Origin of the sequence: Micromonospora tulbaghiae (assembly GCF_900091605.1) — a bacterium.
Lineage (GTDB): Bacteria > Actinomycetota > Actinomycetes > Mycobacteriales > Micromonosporaceae > Micromonospora > Micromonospora tulbaghiae.
Genome location: NZ_FMCQ01000007.1, coordinates 312,758 through 332,067, shown reverse-complemented (window position 1 = coordinate 332,067; position 19,310 = coordinate 312,758). Strand labels below are relative to the sequence as shown.

Annotated in this window: 18 protein-coding genes; 9 read left to right on the top strand and 9 right to left on the bottom strand. The window is 73.5% G+C overall.

Annotated elements, in window-relative coordinates:
• Positions 1-75: 75 nt before the first annotated feature.
• Positions 76-1,701, bottom strand: coding sequence for an ABC transporter substrate-binding protein (locus tag GA0070562_RS21600; RefSeq protein ID WP_091425179.1), 1,626 nt, complete (start codon positions 1,699-1,701; stop codon positions 76-78).
• 139 nt (positions 1,702-1,840) lie between these two features.
• Here GA0070562_RS21600 and GA0070562_RS21595 point away from each other — a divergent pair, with 139 nt between their 5' ends.
• The 5 genes from GA0070562_RS21595 (at position 1,841) to GA0070562_RS21575 (ending at position 7,207) form a co-directional block, all read left to right on the top strand.
• Positions 1,841-2,572 carry a FadR/GntR family transcriptional regulator gene (locus GA0070562_RS21595; protein WP_091425177.1) on the top strand — a complete coding sequence of 244 codons (732 nt, stop codon included), beginning with the start codon at positions 1,841-1,843 and terminating at the stop codon, positions 2,570-2,572.
• Between the two features lie 123 nt (positions 2,573-2,695).
• A complete protein-coding gene (locus GA0070562_RS21590; RefSeq protein WP_091425175.1) occupies positions 2,696-3,643 on the top strand; it encodes a hypothetical protein in 948 nt (315 codons plus the stop codon).
• 58 nt (positions 3,644-3,701) lie between these two features.
• The gene (locus GA0070562_RS21585; RefSeq protein ID WP_091425174.1) at positions 3,702-4,193 is read left to right on the top strand and encodes a hypothetical protein; all 492 of its coding nucleotides are present in this window, start codon (positions 3,702-3,704) and stop codon (positions 4,191-4,193) included.
• A 120-nt stretch (positions 4,194-4,313) separates the two neighbouring features.
• Positions 4,314-5,312: an ArsR/SmtB family transcription factor gene (locus GA0070562_RS21580; protein WP_091425173.1), complete on the top strand. Its 999-nt coding sequence runs from the start codon at positions 4,314-4,316 to the stop codon at positions 5,310-5,312.
• Positions 5,313-5,497: 185 nt separating this feature from the next.
• The gene (locus GA0070562_RS21575) at positions 5,498-7,207 is read left to right on the top strand and encodes an exo-alpha-sialidase (protein ID WP_091425171.1); all 1,710 of its coding nucleotides are present in this window, start codon (positions 5,498-5,500) and stop codon (positions 7,205-7,207) included.
• Between the two features lie 43 nt (positions 7,208-7,250).
• Here GA0070562_RS21575 and GA0070562_RS21570 read toward each other — a convergent pair whose 3' ends face one another.
• From GA0070562_RS21570 to GA0070562_RS21540, 7 genes are read right to left on the bottom strand one after another with little or no spacing between them, the layout of a single operon-like run.
• Entirely contained in the window at positions 7,251-8,843 is a 1,593-nt protein-coding gene (locus GA0070562_RS21570) for an amidohydrolase (RefSeq protein ID WP_091425170.1), read from the bottom strand.
• Positions 8,844-8,874: 31 nt separating this feature from the next.
• The gene (gene mnhG / locus GA0070562_RS21565; RefSeq protein ID WP_091425168.1) at positions 8,875-9,273 is read right to left on the bottom strand and encodes a monovalent cation/H(+) antiporter subunit G; all 399 of its coding nucleotides are present in this window, start codon (positions 9,271-9,273) and stop codon (positions 8,875-8,877) included.
• Positions 9,270-9,533, bottom strand: a complete 264-nt coding sequence (locus GA0070562_RS21560) for a monovalent cation/H+ antiporter complex subunit F (protein WP_091425167.1) — start codon at positions 9,531-9,533, stop codon at positions 9,270-9,272. The genes mnhG and GA0070562_RS21560 overlap by 4 nt, the downstream gene beginning before the upstream one ends.
• Entirely contained in the window at positions 9,530-10,132 is a 603-nt protein-coding gene (locus GA0070562_RS21555; protein WP_091425165.1) for a Na+/H+ antiporter subunit E, read from the bottom strand. The genes GA0070562_RS21560 and GA0070562_RS21555 overlap by 4 nt, the downstream gene beginning before the upstream one ends.
• Positions 10,129-11,700: a Na+/H+ antiporter subunit D gene (locus tag GA0070562_RS21550; protein ID WP_091425163.1), complete on the bottom strand. Its 1,572-nt coding sequence runs from the start codon at positions 11,698-11,700 to the stop codon at positions 10,129-10,131. Before GA0070562_RS21550 ends, GA0070562_RS21555 begins: the two co-directional genes overlap by 4 nt.
• The gene (locus tag GA0070562_RS21545) at positions 11,697-12,164 is read right to left on the bottom strand and encodes a Na(+)/H(+) antiporter subunit C (protein ID WP_091425161.1); all 468 of its coding nucleotides are present in this window, start codon (positions 12,162-12,164) and stop codon (positions 11,697-11,699) included. Before GA0070562_RS21545 ends, GA0070562_RS21550 begins: the two co-directional genes overlap by 4 nt.
• Entirely contained in the window at positions 12,161-14,995 is a 2,835-nt protein-coding gene (locus GA0070562_RS21540) for a Na+/H+ antiporter subunit A (RefSeq protein WP_091425158.1), read from the bottom strand. Before GA0070562_RS21540 ends, GA0070562_RS21545 begins: the two co-directional genes overlap by 4 nt.
• A 191-nt stretch (positions 14,996-15,186) precedes the next feature.
• Here GA0070562_RS21540 and GA0070562_RS21535 point away from each other — a divergent pair, with 191 nt between their 5' ends.
• Positions 15,187-16,137: a hypothetical protein gene (locus GA0070562_RS21535; RefSeq protein ID WP_091425317.1), complete on the top strand. Its 951-nt coding sequence runs from the start codon at positions 15,187-15,189 to the stop codon at positions 16,135-16,137.
• A gap of 79 nt (positions 16,138-16,216) precedes the next feature.
• The gene (locus tag GA0070562_RS21530) at positions 16,217-17,443 is read left to right on the top strand and encodes a PucR family transcriptional regulator (RefSeq protein WP_091425313.1); all 1,227 of its coding nucleotides are present in this window, start codon (positions 16,217-16,219) and stop codon (positions 17,441-17,443) included.
• Between the two features lie 25 nt (positions 17,444-17,468).
• On the opposite strand, the gene GA0070562_RS21525 is transcribed toward GA0070562_RS21530, so the two are convergent.
• Positions 17,469-17,699: a cation:proton antiporter regulatory subunit gene (locus GA0070562_RS21525; RefSeq protein ID WP_091425155.1), complete on the bottom strand. Its 231-nt coding sequence runs from the start codon at positions 17,697-17,699 to the stop codon at positions 17,469-17,471.
• Between the two features lie 449 nt (positions 17,700-18,148).
• On the opposite strand from GA0070562_RS21525, the gene GA0070562_RS21520 reads away from it, so the two are divergent.
• Together GA0070562_RS21520 and GA0070562_RS21515 are read left to right on the top strand one after the other, a co-directional pair.
• Positions 18,149-18,988 (top strand): rod shape-determining protein, encoded by an 840-nt coding sequence (locus GA0070562_RS21520; protein WP_091425152.1) that lies wholly within the window; start codon positions 18,149-18,151, stop codon positions 18,986-18,988.
• Positions 18,989-18,990: 2 nt separating this feature from the next.
• Positions 18,991-19,302, top strand: coding sequence for a TraR/DksA family transcriptional regulator (locus GA0070562_RS21515; protein WP_091425150.1), 312 nt, complete (start codon positions 18,991-18,993; stop codon positions 19,300-19,302).
• Positions 19,303-19,310: the final 8 nt, after the last annotated feature.

Sequence of the window (19,310 nt, the reverse complement as noted above, 5' to 3'; positions counted from 1 at the left end):
GGGACGCCCCGCCCGGCCGCACGGGTCACGTGGGCCGGGCGGGACGCCTGCGGGGCCGGAACCCCGAGCGCGGGCTCAGCCGGTCCGGCCGGTGCCCAGGAAGTACAGGCCGGTGGTGGAGGCGCCGGAGAAGCCGTCCACCTTGGCCGGGTCGTACGCGGTGACGACCTTGGTGTGCAGGATCGGGTACAGCGGCACCTGGTCCGCCGCCATGTCCAGGGCCTGCTTCCACAGCACCTTGCGGGCCGCCTCGTCGGAGGTCTGCGCGGCCTTGTCCAGCAGGTCGCTCATGGCCTTGCGGTCGGCGTCGCTCCAGCGGTAACGCTGGCCCGGCCAGGTCTCGCCGAAGTAGTACCAGCGCATCAGCAGGTCGGTGTCCACACCGAAGACGCTCGGGTCACCGGTGGCCATGAGCACCCGGAAGGTGTCCTTGGGGACGATGTCGCCGTAGATGGCCGAGGACGGCACGGTGTTGAGCGTGGCGGTGACGCCGATCTTCTTCCACTGCTCGATGACCAGCGGGGCGACGTCCTTGACCACGGAACTGTCGGTGGTGTCGAGCCGGAACGACAGGTTGGTGACGCCGGCCTCCTGGAGCAGGGCCTTGGCCTTGTCCGGGTTGTAGTCGTAGACCGTGGCGGCCTTCTGGTACGCCTTGTTGCCCTCGTCGAGGTAGCTGGTCGCCGGGCTGCCGTAGCCGTTGAGCGCGGTCTTGATGACCGCCTCCTTGTCGATGGCGTAGTGCAGGGCCTGGCGCACCCGCTTGTCGCTGAACGGGGCGGCGGAGTTGTTGAACATGAGGAAGACCTGGTTGAAGGCCTGCTTCACGTCGATCGTGTACTTGTCCTTGAGCGAGTCCACGTTCAGGTACGGCACGGCCTCGATGGCCTGCACCCGGCCGCCCTGCAGGTCCGACACGCGGGCCGACGCCTCGGTGGTGGTGTTCCACGTCATCGTCTCGACCTTGGCGGCGCGCGGGCCGTTGTAGTTCGCGTTCTTGCTCAGCTTGACGCCGGACTCCTTGGACGCGCTGTCCACCTTGAACGGGCCGGAGCCGATCGGGGCGGTGTCGAACGCCTTGGCCGCGGCCGCGTCACCGGTCTTCGCCTTGGGGACGATCTTGATGACCGCGATCCGCTCGCTGAACAGCGCGAACGGGTACTTCAGCGTGAACTCGACGGTCGTCGCGTCCTTGGCGGTGACGCTGTCGAGGAACGACACGAAGCCCTGCATCAGCGGCGGCGCCTTCGGGTCCGCGGGCTTGAGCACGCGGGTGAAGGACCAGGCCACGTCCTCGGCGGTCACAGCGGTGCCGTCGGAGAACTTCGCCCCGTCACGCAGCGTCACGGTGTAGGTCCGGCCGTCGGCCCCGGGGGTCGGGTCGCTCTTGGCCAGGGCGTTGTAGGGTTCCCGCGTGATCGGGTCGAGGTCGACGAGGCCCTCGAAGACGTGCTGGTTGACCGCTGTCGCCACGGCCGAGGAGGCGTTGCTGGGATCGAAACCGCTGGAGAGCGTGAAGGCCAGCGTGGCCTCGATCGACGTGCCCCCCTTCCCGTCGCCCACGGCGTTGGTCGAGGCGGGACCGCCACTGCAGGCCGCCAGCGCGACCGCGAGGCCCCCCGCGAGGGAGGCGACGGCCAGGGAGCGGGCGCGGCCTCGCAGGACGCGCCGGCTCCCCGACGGCTTACCGGTGGTGCTCACGTAGCTGCCTCCATAGGCTCTTCATGCGCTCGCGGTGACCGCTCGCGCTCGGGGATGTGAAGCATAAGGTGTATGACGTCTGACGTCTGATGCCGGTAGGGTGAGGGTGTCAGATTCGGGAACGAAGGGCAAGGGGCAGATGACGACCATTGACGCCAGTCCGCTACGCGGCGCCGAGCGGCCCAGCCCTCGCCGGCAGGAGGTCGCCACCAGGATCAAGGAGTACATCCTGCGCAACCGCCTGAAGCCCGGGAACCTCCTGCCCACCGAGACGGAACTGTGCGAGGCCGTCGGCGCCAGCCGCTCCAGCGTCCGCGAGGCCGTCAAGATCCTCTCCGCGCTCGACATCGTCGAGGTGCGCCACGGCCACGGCACGTTCGTCGGCCGGATGTCCCTCAACGCCCTGGTGGAGAGCCTGACGTTCCGCGGACTGCTCAGCGGCGAGGACGACCATCGCGTACTGGCCCAGGTCGTCGACGTCCGCCAGACGCTGGAGCAGGGCCTGGCCGCCACCGTCATCGACGCCCTCGACGAGCAGCACCGGTCGGAGCTGTCCGCGCTCGCCGACGAGATGCACAGCCGGGCCGCCCGGGGCGAGGACTTCCTCGACGTCGACCGCGCGTTCCACCTGAAGCTGATGGAACCCCTCGGCAACGACCTGCTGGTCCAGCTGACGGAGGCGTTCTGGCAGGTGCAGGCCATCGTCGCGCCCACCCTGCAGACCGAGCCGGAGGACCGGGTGATCACCGCCCAGCGGCACCAGGCGATCGTCGCGGCCCTCACCGCCGCCGACGCGACGGCGCTGCGCTCGGCCGTCGCCGAGCACTACGCCCCCATCCGGGCGAGCATCGCCCGCGCCGCGCAGCCCTGACCCGCGGTACGCCGGGCCCTGTCGTTCGAGCCTGATCGAAGGTCTCTGTCCCGAGGCACGCACCGTGCCGAAGCTGTCTTCTGACGGGCGCATCGGGCGCCCCGGACGGCCGAGGTGCATGTCATGGCGGTGGTGTCGCGCCGAGCGCGGTCATGGTGGTACGTCCTCGCGGTCCCCGCCGCCCTCGCGGCGGCGGCGGCCGGGGCACTGGGCGCGCGCCCCGACGTCGCGCCGCAGTCCGAGAGTCACCGCGCGCCCGCGGCTAGTGCCGCCGCCGACCCGGTCCCGCCCGCCACCGCCCCGGCCGCCGACGTGCGGTACGCCGCCACGCAGGTGCTGATCCGCGACTGCATGCAGCGTCGCGGGTTCCGCTACTGGCCGGTTCCCCGGCAGCCGGTGCCGGAGCTGCGCGAGTTCCCGTACGTCCTCGACGACGTCTCCTACGCCCGCCGATACGGATACGGCGGCGCCCTGGAACGCCGCCTCCAGGAGGCGATGGCGGCCGACCCGAACACCCGGTACGTCCGGGAACTGCCCCCGGAACGCGGCGCCGCCGCCGTACGCGCGGTCAACGGCGACCCCGGCGAGCCCGACGCCCTGCGCGCGACGCTGCCGGCCGGTGGGGTGCTGCGCCGCAGCAGTCACAGCTGCACGTCCGAGGCGGAGCGACAGCTCTATCGCGATCTGCCCGGCTGGTACCGCGTCACCAGGATCACGGACAACCTGGCCGGACTGCGCGTCGGCCGGGTGCTCGCCGACCCCCGCTACGCCGACGGCGTGGCCGCGTGGCGGCGGTGCATGCGCGCCGCCGGGCACGACGTGGCCGATCCGGCATCGGCCCGCGCGTCGGCGCCCGAGCCGGCGTCCGGCTCCGTCACGCCCGGTGAGATCAGGCTGGCGGCGGCCGAGGCGACCTGCGCGACACGGACCGGATTCGGCCGGCTCGCCCGGCGGCTCGACGCCGAGCACCGTCGCGCCCTCGACAGGCGGTTCCACACCGAGGTCGCCGAACGGCTCCGTCTGGAGGCCGCCGCGCTGCCGCGGGCGCGCGCCGTGCTGGCCACCGGCTGACCCACCCCACGACTTCCGTGGCGGCCCGCCACGGCAGGACCCGACCGGAGGGAACACCATGAGAGCAGTACGGTCCGTGCTGGCCACAGTGGTCGCGGCGGCAGCCGCGCTGGCCTTCACCGCCACCGCCGCCCAGGCCGCGCCCCGGCCGACCCCGCACGCGGACACGCAGCGTGCCGCCGCGGGCAGCGGCTACCTGTACGTCAGCCAGGACGCCGGGTGGGCGGGCCGGTGGTGCTGGTGGTACAACGCCGACAACAACTGGGACACGATCAGCACGGCGGAGAACGCCAACTGCGACTACAACAACCGGGCCAGCATGCGCAACCTGGCGTCCTCGGCCTGGAACGACTCGAACGGCGGCCGGCCGGTCGCCCTCTACATCCACCCCGACTACACAGGTGCGTACGCCTGTCTCGGCGCCGGCGACGCGTGGGACAACCTCACCGGGGTCTGGTTCAGCTGGGGCTCCAACCGGGACGGCTACATGGCGAACGCCAACGACAACATCGCCTCCCACCGGTGGCGTACGAGCTGCAGCGCGGGCTGAGCTGAGACAGGGCGGGGCGGCAGCCGTGCGGCTGCCGCCCCGCCGCATCCCATCCAGTGATATATGTCAATGTCGTGGACGAGACTGAGCGCGGCGGCACACGTCGGAACACTGTGCGTCATGGGGACGCTACGCATCCACTTCACGGCCGGGGACCTCAGCCGCACCCGGCTGGCGGCCCGGCCGGATCCACTGTGGGAGATCATCTGCAGCCTGCACCGCCTCCAGACCCGGGCCGGCTACGCCGGTTACGCCCGGTGGCACCGGCAGATCCGCCCGGACCTGGAGCGCGCCGGTCTCGTGCCGGTCGTCCGCGAGCGGCTGATGCCCGTCGCGCCGCTCAAGCGGTACTTCCCGGACTTCCTCACACCCGGCCCGGTCACCGACCTCGACGAGGGGATCGACCGGGTGCTCGGCACCCCGACCCGGCGGATCCGCACCGAACTGGGGCGGATGGTGACACCCGTCGACGGCGCCTGGATGAGCGATCTGGCCGCCGGCCGGCTCGCCGCCCGGCGCGGCCTCGGCGATGCGCTGCGCGCCTACTTCCGCGTCGCGCTCGCGCCGTACTGGACGCAGATCACCTCCGCCGTCTCCGGCGACCGGGCGCTGCGCGGGACGTGGGTCCTGGACAACGGCGCCGGGCAGATCCTCGACGACCTCAGCCCGGAGACCTCCTGGGATCCGCCGGTGCTGTGCGTGCACGGCTACCCGGAGGACCGGGACATGCATCTCGACGGCCGGGGCATCACACTGGTCCCGTCGTACTTCTGCTGGCACGCGCCGATCACGCTGGCCGACCCCGACCTGCCGCCGACGCTCGTCTATCCGGCTCGCCGGCAGCGACCGGAACCGACGCCGCCGGCCGGCCCGCAACGCCGGCTCGGTCCGCTGCTCGGCCACACCCGGGTCGCGGTCCTGCGCGCCGCCGCGAGCGGTGCCACCACCGGGGAGCTGGCCCGGCGTGCCCGCATCTCGCCGGCCACCACCAGCCATCACACCACCATCCTGCGCGAGGCCGGTCTGATCACCAGTCAGCGGCACGGCAACCTGGTCCTGCACCGGCTCACCGCGATGGGCGAGGCACTGCTCGGCGAGACGCCCGGGCCGGACCGCTGACGACTCCCCGGGCCGGACGGGGACGTCGACCGGAACCGATCCTTGACGGGCCGGGGTGAATCCGCCTAGCGTGCAGACATCGGACATCTGACGTCTTATAGCTAGTCCGATTCCCCCTCCCCCCGTCCGGAAGGAACCACGTGTCCCCTCGCCGCGCCATACCGCGCCGCGCAACCGTCCTCGCGGTGGCCGCCCTCACCCTCCTCTCCGTACTGCCCGCCACCGCGGCCCAGGCCGCCGCCCCCGCCGGCGTGACCGCCACCGTCGGCGCCGACTGCACCGCCGGCCGGCTGCTGCTCGACCTCGACAACCGCAGCGCCACGACGCAGACCTACACCGTCACCTGGCCGGGCCGCTCCGGCTCGCCGTGGACCCGCACGGTCGCCGCCGGTGGCAACGCCGAGCTGTACTGGACGCTGTCCCCCGGCACGCCGTACACGCTGCGCACCACGACCCCGACCGGCCTGGACGAGACCACCAGCGGCATCTTCCACTGCGGTACCGGAATGTCCGCGCTGGCCGGCTTCGACTGCACGAACGGCCGCCTCCAGCTCGCCCTGGAGAACCGCACCACCACCGCCCGGGACTTCACCGTCACCTGGCCCGGACGCACCGGCTCACCGTGGACCCGCACCATCGCCGCCGGCGGCAACTTCCTGCACTACTGGACCGTCGGTGCCGGCACCCCGTACACGCTGCGGGTCACCGCGCCCGGCTTCGACACCACGCTGCGCGGCACCACCGCCTGCGACCTGGCCGCCGGCAACCCGCAGCTCGCCACCACCACGCTGCTGACCACGCAGACCGTGATCCGCGGCCTCAACGGCGCGAACGGCCGTTACGACGGCACCGTCGCCTCGGTCCGCATCCCCGGCCTGGCCGTGAGCAACAACGGCACTGTCATCGCCGTCGCCGACGCCCGGGTCAACGGCTCGTACGACCTCGGCGGCGGCACCAACAACATCCAGATCGTGATGATCCGCAGCACCGACGGCGGGCGCACCTTCGAGCAGCCCCGCGTCATCCACGCCCCGCCCACCACCAGCGAGGGCGTCGGCGACCCCAGCCTGCTCGTGGACCGCGCCACCGGTGTCGTCTACTGCTTCTTCACCTACTCCCCCCGGCCCGGCATCAGCTTCTGGTCCGGCGGCTCCGGCCTGAACACCGCCGACGACCCGAACAGCATGCACCTGCGCTACATCACCAGCCGGGACAACGGCGCCACCTGGAGCGCCCCGGTGGAGCTGAACCCCGCCGTCAAGGACCCCACCTGGCGGCAGGTGTTCTTCTCCTCCGGCCACGGCATCCAGACCAGCACCGGCCGCCTGATCCAGCCGATCGCCTACCGGGACGCCTCGGGCACCAGCCACGCCGCGAACATCTACAGCGACGACCAGGGCGCGACCTGGCGGCGCGGCGGATCCGCCGGCGGGAACATCAACGAGAGCAAGGCCATCGAGCGTGGCACCGGCGCGGTGGTGCAGAACATGCGGCACAACTCGACTCGCAGCCGCTTCTACGCCACGTCCACCGACGGTGCCGCCACGTTCGGCCCGGCGACGGCGAGCGCCGTGCTGACCGACCCGCTCTGCAACGCCGACGAGATGTCCTACCTGCGGCCCGCCGAGGTCGGCACGAACCGGGCGCCGCTACGCACCCGTACGGCGCTGTTCAGCAACAACGCGCACCCGAGCGCGCGCAACGACCTCACCGTGCGGCTGTCCACCGACGACGGCGCGACCTGGCCGGCGCGGGCGCTGGTCAAGCCCGGCGGCGCCGGTTACTCGACGATGGCGGTGCTGGCCGACGGCACTGTCGGCAACCTGTACGAGGTGGGCGACACCGGCGGCATCTACTTCGCCCGGTTCAGCGTCGACTGGGTCAAGGGCGCCTGAGAGCCGTGTCCCGCCCGGACAGCGGCGTCCGGGCGGGACACGGTCAGCGCTGCCAGCGGACCACGCCACCGACCACCGTCAGCGCCACGGTCAGGTCGCGTAGCTCCGCCGGTTCGACCCGGTACGGGTCGGTCGGCAACACGATGAAGTCGGCGAGCATGCCGGGGCGTAACCGGCCCTTCAGGTGCTCCTCGTAGGAGGCGTACGCGCCCGCCTCGGTGAAGCAGCGCAACGCATTGTCCAGGTCGAGCCGCTCGTGCGGGTCGACGCCGCCGGGCGGGGTGCCGTCGGGCTGCTGGCGGGTCACCGCGGCGTGGATGCCGAAGAACGGGTCGGGGTCCTCCACCGGGGCGTCCGACCCGAACGCCACTACGGCCCCGGCGTCGAGCAGGCTGCGCCACGCGTACGAGGCCAGGCCCCGGCCGGCGAGCATCCGGCTGGTCAGTGGAATGTCACTGGTGCAGTGCGTGGGCTGCATCGAGGCGATCACACCGGAGCGGGCGAGCAGCGGCACGTCGTCCGGCAGCAGGTGCTGGGTGTGCTCGATCCGGTGCCGCAGCCGCGCCACCGCGCCGGGGTCGGCCGACTCGCGCCAGCGCGCGTACGCCCGCAGCACCATCCGGTTCGCCGCGTCGCCGATGGCGTGCGCGGCCACCGCGATCCCCGCCCCGGCGGCCGTCGCCACCAGCCGCCAGAACTCCTCGGCCGGGGTGACGGCGATGCCGTGGTTGCCGGGCTCGCCGTCGTACGGTTCGGTCATCAGGCAGGTGTGTGAGCCGAGCGCGCCGTCGGTGAAGATCTTCACCGGGCCGGTGCTCAGCCAGCGGTCCCCGTCCCCGGTGGCCCAGCCGCTGTCGATCGCCTCGTCCAGGGCCGTGGCGGGGATCGTCTTGTGCACCCGCAGCGGCAGCTCGCCGCGCGCGTACAGCGTCTCGTAGGCGGCCCGGGCGTCCTGCCCGTCGAGGTCGTGGATGCCGGTCAGCCCGGCGGCGAGCAGCCGGGGCAGGTGGGTGCGCAGTTGCGCGACCAGGTCACCGGCGTGCGGGGAGCGCACCACCGCGTACGCCGCGTCCGCCGCCGCCTCGCGCAGGATGCCGGTCGGCTCGCCGTGCTCGTCCCGCGCGATCTGCCCGCCGGCCGGGTCGGGGGTGGCGGCGTCGATGCCGAGCCGGGCCAGGGCGGCGGTGTTCACCCAGATGGTGTGGCCGTCGATGCTGGGCAGTGCCGCCGGCCGGTCCGGGCAGACCCGGTCCAGGTCGGTGCGGGTCGGCTGCACCGGCCGGGTCCATTTGTTGCTGTCCCACCGCCCGCCGAGCAGCCAGGCGTCCGGCGGCAGCGTGGCGGCGTGCCGCGCGATCCGGGTCAGCGCCTCGTCCAGGCTCGCCGTGCCGCGCAGGTCCACCTGGTCCAGCCCGCGCACGTAGGACGCCGAGTGCATGTGGCTGTCGATCAGCCCGGGCAGCACGGCCGTCCCGCCGAGGTCGACCCGGCGCGCGCCGACGCCGGCCCGGTCCCGGCACTCGGCGAGGTCACCGACGGCGACGATCCGCTCGCCGCGGACCAGCATCGCCTCGGCGTGCGGGTGGTCCGGGTCGAGGGTGTGGATGCGGGCGTTCTCGTAGACCGTGCCGCTCATGGGCTCCCTGCCTCGGCGCTCGTGCGGAGTCTCAGGACGTGTGGACCGGCGACGTCTCCTGCGGCTCACCGGCCCGGTCCGCCCGGATGCGGTCGATGTGGTCGGACAGCTCGTCGGTGATCAGCAGGTCCCGCCGGATGTCGTCGTGCGGGTACGCGGTCCGCCCGACCATGTGCGCCGCGACCGGGGCGGTGGCGAGCTGGAACAGGCCGACCAGGACCAGCGTCGTGATGTCCACCCCGGTACGCAGCCGCAGCGCGCAGCCGAGCAGCACCAGCAGCAGCCCCAGCACCTGCGGCTTGGCCGCCGCGTGCATCCGCGACAGCACGTCCGGGAAGCGGATCAGCGCGATGCCCGCGGCGAGGCAGAGCAGGGCGCCGGCGATCAGGCAGATGCCGGCGACGGTGTCCAGGATCGCGTCGAGCATCACTTCGAGCTTCTCCGGGACGCGAACCGGGCGACGCTCACCGAGCCGACGAAGCCGACCAGGGCGAGGACCACCAGGACCGGAAGCGCTGTGGCGTCCCGGCTGTAGGCCGCCTCGGTGGCGATGGCCGCGACCGCGACGGCGAGCAGCACGTCGGTGGCGACGGCCCGGTCGAGGATCGACGGCCCGCGGATGATGCGGACGAGGGTGAGCCCACCGGCCGCGACGAGCAGCGCGGTGACGATCACGGCGATGACGGTCACGTCGGTGCTCCTTCCAGGTCGACCGACCCGGACGGGCCGGTGGGTACGGATCGACGGACCAGGCTCAGCTCCTCGGCCGAGCCGACGGCGGCGACGATGCGCTCCTCCAGCTCCAGCACGCCGCTCCGGAAGCGCTCCACCTCGTCGAGGCTGCGGATGCCGATGACGTGCACGTAGAGCGTGCCGGTGCTCCGGTCGGCCTCCAGGATCAGGCTGCCCGGCACCAGCGACAGGGCTTCGGCGTTGAGGGTGAGGTTGAGGTCGGTGTTCACCCGCAGCGGCACCGCGATGATCGCCGACTGCGGGTGCTTGGACCGGACGGCCAGCCAGGCCACCTGCGCGGACGCCACCACCAGGTCGTACAGGAAGCGGACCACGAACCGCAGCAGCGGCACCGGCCGGATCCGGCCGGCGAACGTGACGGGGGGCAGCGGGAAGACCACCAGCAGCACGGCCGCGACCACGAGTCCGCTGAGCACGTTGGCCCAGCTGAAGGTGCCCCACAACAGCACCCAGACGGTGACCAGGCCGGTCACGGCGATGGCCCGGTTGCGCCAGCGGTCACGGCGGGTCAGTGGCGCTTTCGGCTGACTGGTCACGGCGGTCCCTCCGGGAACACGGCCTCGACGTACGGGGCGCGGCGCAACAGGTCGTCGGCGGCGTCGGTGCTGATGTCGAACAGCGGCCCGGCCACCACTGTCAGCGCCAGGCCGAGCACCACGAGGGCGGCGGTGGACACCGTCATCAGCCGGGGCAGCACCGCCCCGGCCGGCGCCGGGCCGTCGTGCGGCTGCTCGGCGCCGTCGGTGCGGGCCGCCCGGTCGGCGTCACCGGGTTCCGGCATGTCCGCGTGCGGGGCCCGCCAGAAGGCGAGGTTCCACACCCGGGCGATGGCGTAGAGCGTGAGCAGGCTGGTGAGCAGTCCCCCGGCGACGAGCGACCAGGCCAGGAACCCGCCGTCGTCGACGCCGGCCTGGACCAGGCCGAGCTTGCCGAGGAACCCGGAGAACGGTGGTATGCCGGCCAGGTTCAGCGCGGGCACGAAGAACAGCACGGCCAGCATCGGCGACAGCCGGGCCAGCCCGCCGAGGCGGTCCAGCGCGGTGCTGCCGCCGCGCCGTTCGACCAGGCCGGCGGCGAGGAACAGCGTGGTCTGGATGGTGATGTGGTGCACCACGTAGAAGATCGCCGCGGACAGGCCGAGCGGGGTGGTCAACCCGACCCCGAACAGCATGTACCCGATGTGGCTGACGAGCGTGAACGACAGCAGCCGCTTGATGTCCGACTGGGCCACCGCGCCGAGGATGCCCACCACCATGGTCAGCGCCGCTATCACCATGAGCAGGTCGGCGGTGCGGCCGCCCGGGAACAGCAGCGTCTCGGTGCGGATGATCGCGTACACGCCGACCTTGGTGAGCAGGCCGGCGAAGACCGCGGTCACCGGGGCGGGCGCGGTCGGGTAGCTGTCCGGCAGCCACGCCGACAGCGGGAACACCGCCGCCTTGATCCCGAACGCGAGCAGCAGCATGCCCTGCAGCACCAGGCGGATGTCGTCGGGCAGCGCGTCCAGGCGGTCCGCGAGCTGCGCCAGGTTCAGCGTGCCGGTGGCGGAGTAGACCAGGCCGATCGCCACCAGGAAGATCAGCGACGAGAGCAGGCTGACCACGACGTACGTGGTGCCGGCCCGGATCCGCGTCTCGGTGCTGCCGAGCGTCAGCAGCACGTAGCTCGCCACCAGCAGGATCTCGAAGCCGACGTAGAGGTTGAACAGGTCGCCGGAGAGGAAGGCGTTGCAGACGCCAGCGGTCAGCACCAGGTAGGTCGGGTGGTAGACCGACAGCGGCGTCTCCTCGTTGCCGTCGGCCATGCCCTGCCCGATGGAGTAGACGAGCACGCAGAGGGTCACCGAGGCGGACACCACGAGCATCAGCGCGGCGAGCTGGTCGGCGACGAGCACGATGCCCATCGGCGCCGCCCAGCCGCCCACCTCCACCACGAGCGGGCCGTCCAGCGAAGAGCGGACCAGGAGCATCGCGGCCACCGCGACGGTGGCGGTGAGCACGATGATGCTGACCCACCGCTGGGCGCGGGCCCGGCGGGCGAGCAGCAGGGTGAGGGCGGCGCCGAGCAGCGGCATCACCACCGGCAGCGGAACGAGCCAGGTCATCGGACGGCCTCCGCCTCACCCGCGGCGAGCACCCGGGCCTCGGGGCTGCCGTCGGCGGCGTCGACGGTGTCCGAGTCCGAGGTGCCCGGGCCCTCGTCCCGGTCGGCCAGCTCCATGATCCGGCGGTCCTCGACGTCGTCCTGCACCTCGTCGTGCCCGTTGAGGTGCCAGCTCCGGTAGGCCAGCGCGAGCAGGAACGCGGTCATGCCGAGCGTGATCACGATCGCGGTCAGCACCATCGCCTGCGGCAGCGGGTCGGACATGTCCTCCTGGGCGGTGGTGCCGACGATCGGCGGGCCACCGGCCCGGCCGCCGGTGAGCAGCAGCAGGTTCGCGCCGTTGCCGAGCAGGATGACCCCCATCAGGACACGGGTGAGGCTGCGTTCCAGCAGCAGGGTGACGCCGGTGGCGAACAGGACGCCGATGACCACGACATAGACCAGGTTGGGGACGTTCGGGCTCATACCAGCTCCTCTTCCCGTACGCCGGCCGGTTCGGTCTCCTGTTCGTCGACCTCCTCCTGGCGGTCCATCTCGGCGCCCAGGCTGCGCAGGATGTCCAGTACGAGGCCGACCACGATGAGGTAGACGCCCACGTCGAAGAAGACCGACGTCACGAAGTGCACGTGGCCCAGCAGCGGCAGGTGGAAGTCGAGCGTCGCGCTCTGGAGGAACTCGCCGCCCAGCAGCATCGCGGCCACGCCGGTGCCGACCGCCACGAACAGCCCTGCGCCGAGCACCAGGCCCGCGTCCACGGGCGCGGCGCCGTTGAGTTCGGTACGCCCCCCTGCCAGGTACCGCACGGCGAGCCCCAGCCCGGCGACCAGACCCGCGGCGAAACCGCCACCGGGGGCGTTGTGGCCGGAGAAGAGCAGGTAGATCGAGAACAGCAGGATGGCGTGGAAGAGCAGCCGGGTGACCACCTGGAGGATCACCGACTGCTGCCGGGAGGTCGCGCCGCTGGTCAGCCAGCGCGGACGCGACGAGTTCTGCGGGCCGGCACCGGGGATGCCGCTGCGGAGGTCCAGCGCGCGGGTGCGACGGAAGATCAGGCTGGCCACGCCGGTGGCGGCCACCACCAGCACGGCGATCTCGCCCATGGTGTCCCAGGCCCGGATGTCGACGAGCGTCACGTTGACCACGTTCTTGCCGCCGCCGTAGGACACGGCCTCGTCCGGGAAGCCGACCGAGATCGGCGTCGCGGTCCGGCTGCCCGCCGCCACGTACGCCATGCCCGCGGTGACCACGCCGACGGCGACGCCGAGCGCGACGCGGAACCGCCGGGTGGCGCGGATCGGGCGGGCCGAGAACCGGCGCGGCAGCCGGCGCAGCACCAGCACGAACATCACGATCGTGACGGTCTCCACCAGGAACTGGGTGAGCGCGAGGTCGGGCGCGCCGTGCAGGATGAACATCAGCGCCGTGCCGTAGCCGGTCACGCCGACCAGGATCATCGCGGTCAGCCGGCGGCGGGCGCGCGCGGCCACCAGCGCCGCGACCACGATGACCGCGCCGGCGACCGCCTGCAACGGGGTGTCCCAGAGCTGGAACCGCCGGGCCCACGGCGCGCCGGCGAGCACCGCGCCGCCGGGAAGCACGACCAGGACCAGCAGGATGACGCCGAGGTAGAACGGCAACGAGCCACGCTGGGTGGCGCCGGTCAGCTCCACGGCCGCGCGGTCGACCGCCCCGGCCAGGCGGTCGTAGCCGGTGGCGCCGTCGAAGGGCAGCCGCGGCAGGTACGGCCGGCGCCGGTGCAGCAGCAGGAACAGCCCGAGGCCACCCGCCACCGCGAGCGCCGACAGGCCCAGCGCCGGGGTCAGCCCGTGCCAGAGGGCCAGGTGGTAGCCGGGGTCGGCGGTCGGGAACTGGTCGGCGTACGGGGCCAGCACCCGGTCCACCGCCGGGGCGAGGACGCCGACCGCGAGGCCGGCGAGGGCGAGCACCGCCGCCGGGCCGATGAACGCCGGCTCGATCCGGTGCGGCCGTGTCTCCTGCACGCCGGGCTTGGCGGCGAACGCGCCCCAGAGGAAGCGCGCGGTGTACGCGACGGTCAGCGCCGAGCCGGTCACCACTCCGGCGAGCACCAGCAGTTCGGTCGTGCCGCCGTGCAGGAACGCCTCGAGCGCGGCCTCCTTGGCCACGAAGCCGATCAGCGGCGGCAGGCCCGCCATGGAGGCGGCCGCGAGTCCGGCGACGGCCGCCAGCACCGGCGCGCGGCGGCCCAGGCCGCTGAGCTCCCGCAGGTCGCGGGTGCCGGTGACGTGGTCGACGACGCCGACGACGAGGAACAGTGTGGCTTTGAACAGGGCGTGCGCCAGCAGCATCGCGGCGCCGGCCAGCGCGGTGTCGCGGGTGCCCGCGCCGAGGATCACCATGAGCAGGCCGAGCTGGCTCACCGTGCCGTACGCCAGCAGCAGCTTCAGGTCGACCTGCCGCAGCGCCGTCCACCCGCCGAGGAACAGGGTGATCAGGCCGCCGGCCAGCAGGACGCCACGCCACACGGTGGTCTGGCCCACCGCGGGGCCCATCAGCGCGGCCAGGAACACGCCCGCTTTCACCATGGCCGCGGCGTGCAGGTACGCGCTGACCGGCGTGGGCGCGGCCATCGCGCGCGGGAGCCAGAAGCTGAACGGGAAGATCGCCGACTTGCTGGTCACGCCGAGCAGGACGAGCACCAGCGCGACGGTGAGGTAGCCGCCCTCGGGGAGGTTCCCGGCGATCTCCGACCACCGGTACGAGCCGGCGTGCTGGCCGAGCATGACGAAACCGGCGAGCATCGCCAGGCCGCCGAGTGTGGTCACCAGCAGGGCCTGCATCGCCGCGCGGCGGCTGGCCCGCTTGGTCGGGTCGCTGCCGATCAGCAGGTAGGAGAAGACGGTGGTGAGTTCCCAGAACACGTACAGCAGCAGCAGGTCGTCGGAGACGACCAGGCCGAGCATCGCGCCGGCGAACGCGAGGAACACCGCGGCGAACCGGCCGAGGCCGGGATCGTCGGAGCGGAAGTAACGGGCGCTGTAGGCCAGCACGAGGGCGCCGACCCCACCGACGAGCAGCACCAGCAGCCAGGACAGCGTGCCCATGCGCAGGGCGAGTTCCAGGCCGAGCTGCGGTACCCAGGTGACGGTCTCGACGACGGGCCGGCCCGCGCGGACAGGTTCGGTCCGGGTCACCGCCCAGATCAGCGCCGCCGCCGGGACGGCCGCCAGCAGGTAGAGAGCCCGCCTACCGAGGAGGCGTACCAGCACGGGGGCGGTCACGGCTGCGAACGCATGGACCGCCACCAGAACCAGCACACACACTCCTCAAGATCGACCTGCGGTACGTCAACCCTAACCGGCGATGTGGCGAGACGGTATGTCGAGAGAATCACGCGAACGTGTCGTGTCGCCTCCGCTCTGCTTCGGGTAAGGAGTGAGGTTTACTCTGCCCGGTACACCGGTCGGCGTCCGGCGGGCACCCCGATAGGGTGGTCGGCGTGCTGCCGATGCGAACCGCCCTGGCGGGCACCACCGGGAACGCGATGCTGATGGGCCTCGCCGAGGTCAGCACGCCGGTCGGCTGGGTGCTGCTGCCCGGCCTGCTCGGCGTCTCGGCCCGGCCCCGGGTGGCGGCGCTGGTGTCGGCCTGGGCGGGCGTGCTGCTCGCGCTGTCCGTCGTCGTACCGGTGATCCCCGGCCACCGCAGTGATCCGCAGGCGCTGCTCGCCTCGGCGGCCGGCCTCGCCGCGGTGCCGGTCCTGGCCTGGGCCCGCCGCCGGACGCGGACCGCCGCCCTGGCGCGGGTCGCCGCGCCGACCGACGTCGCGGTGTTCACCGTGCCGGCCGGGCCCGGAAGCGCCGCGCTGGCGATCTGCGGCACGGCCGGGGAGATCGGCGCCGCCGTACCGGTCCGCGGCGGCGGGCTGCGCGTCCTGCTCGGCACGGTCACCGGCGCCGCGCTGGACACGCCCACCGGGCGCCGGGCGATCGAGCAGGCGTTCCGACGGGCCGCCGCCGGACCACGGCGCACAGTGCCGCACCTGGTCGGCGCGCTGGACCGGGTGGTACGAGATCTCGCCCCGGCGGGCCACCTGCGCGCCACGATCGTCGACGTGGACCGAGCCGGGTCGGTACGGGCGGTGCGATGCGGCTCACCGGATCTCGTCGTCGCCGCCGGGAGCCGCGCCGAACCCGCCGGAGTGCCGCAGGGGCCGGCGATCGGGTCGACGGAGCCGGGCGACCACGCCCCGCCCGGCCCGGTCACCGGCCGCCGGATCGCCGTCGTCGGCACCGGCTTCACCGACGCGCACGGGGAGCGCTGGCTGCGCGTACTCGATCAGGTGGCCGCCGGCGACGACCCGGCACGGACGGCGCAGCTGCTGACCCGCGGCGCCCGGGGCGCGCGGCGCACCGGGCCGGCGCTCGTGATCGACCCGGAACCACCGTCGCGGCGATGACACAGGGTGCGCCGGACCCGCCGCCTAGGCTGGTGCGGTGGGCCGGCGTCCGGTGCCGGCCCCGTCCGGGGAGACCGCGATGAGCGACAGCGTCCGCCGGCCGGCACCGGTCGCGGGCGGCGAGGACGAGCAGTGGCTGGCCGAGGTGGCCCGCGAGGCGGGCGCCGACGCCGGCGGCGTGCCGGTGGAGCTGCTCGGCGACTACCTGCGGCTGCTGACCGACGCGGCGGTGACCGGCCGCCGCCCGCGCCGCGCCGAACTCGACGCGGTCGGCGCGCTGGGCCGGCGCGCGGCCGAGCAGGGGATCTCCGCCGGCCGCGCGGTACGCCTCTACCTGTCTGCGGCGCGGCGCGTCTGGCGGCAGCTTCCCCACCTGGACCGGTCCGACGACAGCGAGGCGGTCCGCGCCGCCGCCGACGCCGTCCTGCACGTGGTCGACACCGCCGTGGCCACGCTCGCCGAGGGGTACGCGGTGGCCCGCCGGGAACTGGTCCGGCGCGAGGAGTCGCTGCGCCGGGAACTAGTCGACGACCTGCTGCGCGGCGACTCCGACCTGGGCGGGCTGGTGGAGCGGGCCGAGCCGTTCGGCCTGGACCTGGCCCGGGTGCACCAGGTCGCGCTCGCCGCGCCCGGCCGGCGGCTGCCGGACACCGACGCGGCGATCAGCGCGCTGGAGCGGGTCATCTTCGACCGGCTCGGTGACCGGGACGTGCTGGTGGCCACCAAGGAAGGGCTGCTCGTGGTGATCGCCCCGGCGGACCCGGTGGCCGCCGACCGGGGCCGCGGCGCCGGCGCGACCGGGAACCTGGGCGCGCTGATGCACGGCGAGCTGGACCGGCTGGTCCGGGGCCGGCCGTGGCAGGTGGCGGTGGGCCGCCCGCACCCGGGCGTCTACGGCATCGCTCGCTCGTACGAGGAGGCCCGGGAGGCGCTGACCACGGCGCGGCGCCTGCACAGCGAGGCGTCGGTGATCGACGCGCACGACCTGCTGATCTACCGGGTGCTGCTGCGCGACCAGCCCGCCATGGTCGATCTGGTGCGGGCGGTGCTGACGCCGCTGGCCCAGGCGCGCGGGGGCGCCGAGCCGCTGCTGGACACGCTGAACGAATACTTCGCCTGCGGCGAGGTCGCCACCGAGGCCGCCCGCCGGCTGCACGTGTCGGTGCGCACCGTCACCTACCGGCTGGCCCGGATCCGGGCGTTGAGCGGCTACGACCCCGCCGACGCGCGCGACCGGTTCACGCTGCACGCCGCCGTGCTCGGCGCGCGGGCGCTCGACTGGCCGCGCCGGCCGCTGCCGGCGTAGGGGCCGCCGCCGCGGGGTGACCGGCTCAGGCCGGTACGGCCACCAGCTCCGGGAAGCCGAGCAGGTTGGCCAGGGCCGACGCCTCGTCAGGGGTGAGGGTGAGCGTGACCATGCGGTCCGGGTCGTCCGGGTCGTCGTGGACGACGTCGCGCCGGCCGCCGACCTGATAGTCGATCACGCCGATCCGGCGGCCCTCCTCCGTGGTCAGCGTGTGCCGGACCCCGATGCCGGGAAGGGTCGTACGTTCGATGATCACGGGGACCTCCTTCGGACGCGGTCGCCGCGGGCCCGCCGGAGCCGGCCGGCGTCAGGGCGACGCGGTGGATGTTCGAGCTGGGCTCGCGTTCTCCATGTGTCAACCATAGCCACGGGGTACGGGTGAATCCGGGTTCCGGCCACCGGCAATCATTGCGCCCGTTGTTGGCCGGTGGCGTGCACTGCCGCGCGTGGTGTTCCCGGCGACGCTGGAGGTCCGAGGCGGCACCCGAGCAGCGAGGAGGTGGTGAGCATGACCCGCACGTCGATGGCTCCGCCACCGGTGTTCGCCGGTCTCCTCGCGTCCCGATCTGCGAGCGGCGACCAGAAGCGCGTCTGAGCCCCCGGCCGCCGGCGTCGTCGAGTGCATCCGACGCCCGCGGCCCCGGCCACGCCCCTTCCCCGCATCGTCCACCGCCCGTTGGGCACCCTGATCCGAAAGAGGTCGGTATGCCGCACCCTGTCACCGCCATTCGTCCTCCGGCCCGTACCGGCATGCTGATCGGCCGCTCCCACGGCAGCCGCCCGCCGGTGACGGTCGACGCGGCGCCGCTCGCCGTGGACCTCGGCAGCAGCCTGCTGCGGATCTGGCTGGGACCGGGCCGGACGCTCAGCGTCCCGCTCGGCCACGGCCTGCGCAGCCCGGTCGTGCGGCGCGGCCGGATCGTCGACGGTCCGGGCTGCGTCTCCGAGCTGCGGCAGATCCTGCGCGACCACCGCACCCCGGTGCCGGTCGGCGCGCTGGTCGTGGCCTGCCGTCCGGTGCTCGCCGCGCCGGCCGAGCAGGAGGCGACCCGCCGGGTGCTCACCGCCGTGCTCGCGCCGTCCCGGCTGCTGTTCCTCGACAGCGTCCGGGCGGGCGCCATCGGCGCCGGCGCCGCCGCCGGCACCCTGCTGGTCGCCGACATCGGCGCCCAGCTCACCGAGGTGGCGCTGCTGGAGGACGGCCGGGTGGTCGCCGCCCGGCGGGCCGAGGCCGGCACCCGGGACCTGAACCACACGACGACCGCCGCCATGCTCGCCGACACCACCTCCCGGCTGGTACGCGAGCTGCGTCAGGACGCGGCGCTGCGGCCCCAGGTCCGCGCCGCGCTGGCCCGTGGCCCGATCGTCATCGGTGACGGCGCCACCCGGCCCGACGTGACGGCCCGCCTGGTCGCCACGCTCGGCGCGACGGTGCACCGCGCCGCGTCACCCCGTACCGCCGCGCTGACCGGCGCCGGCATGGCCGCCATCTCGGCCCTGCGACACCCGCACGACACCGAGCGCCGCCCGGAAAGGAGCGCCTGATCATGACGCACGCCCTCAACCGCACCGACACGCTGCGCGAACTGCTGGACCGGCAGTTCGGCGAGTACACCGACCAGCTCACCGAGCTGACGCTGCACACGCGGCAGCCCGACTACGGCGGGCACGACCCGGACACGCTGCGCCGGCTGATCGAGACCGCCCGGCAGGGCGTCGCGGACACCGCCCAGGCGCTGAAGCGGGTGTCCGAGGGCACGTACGGCGTCTGCGAGCGCTGCGGGCAGGACATCCCGACCGCCCGCCTGGAGATCCTGCCCTCGGCCCGCTTCTGCGTGCCGTGCCAGCAACGGCGCTGAGCACCGCA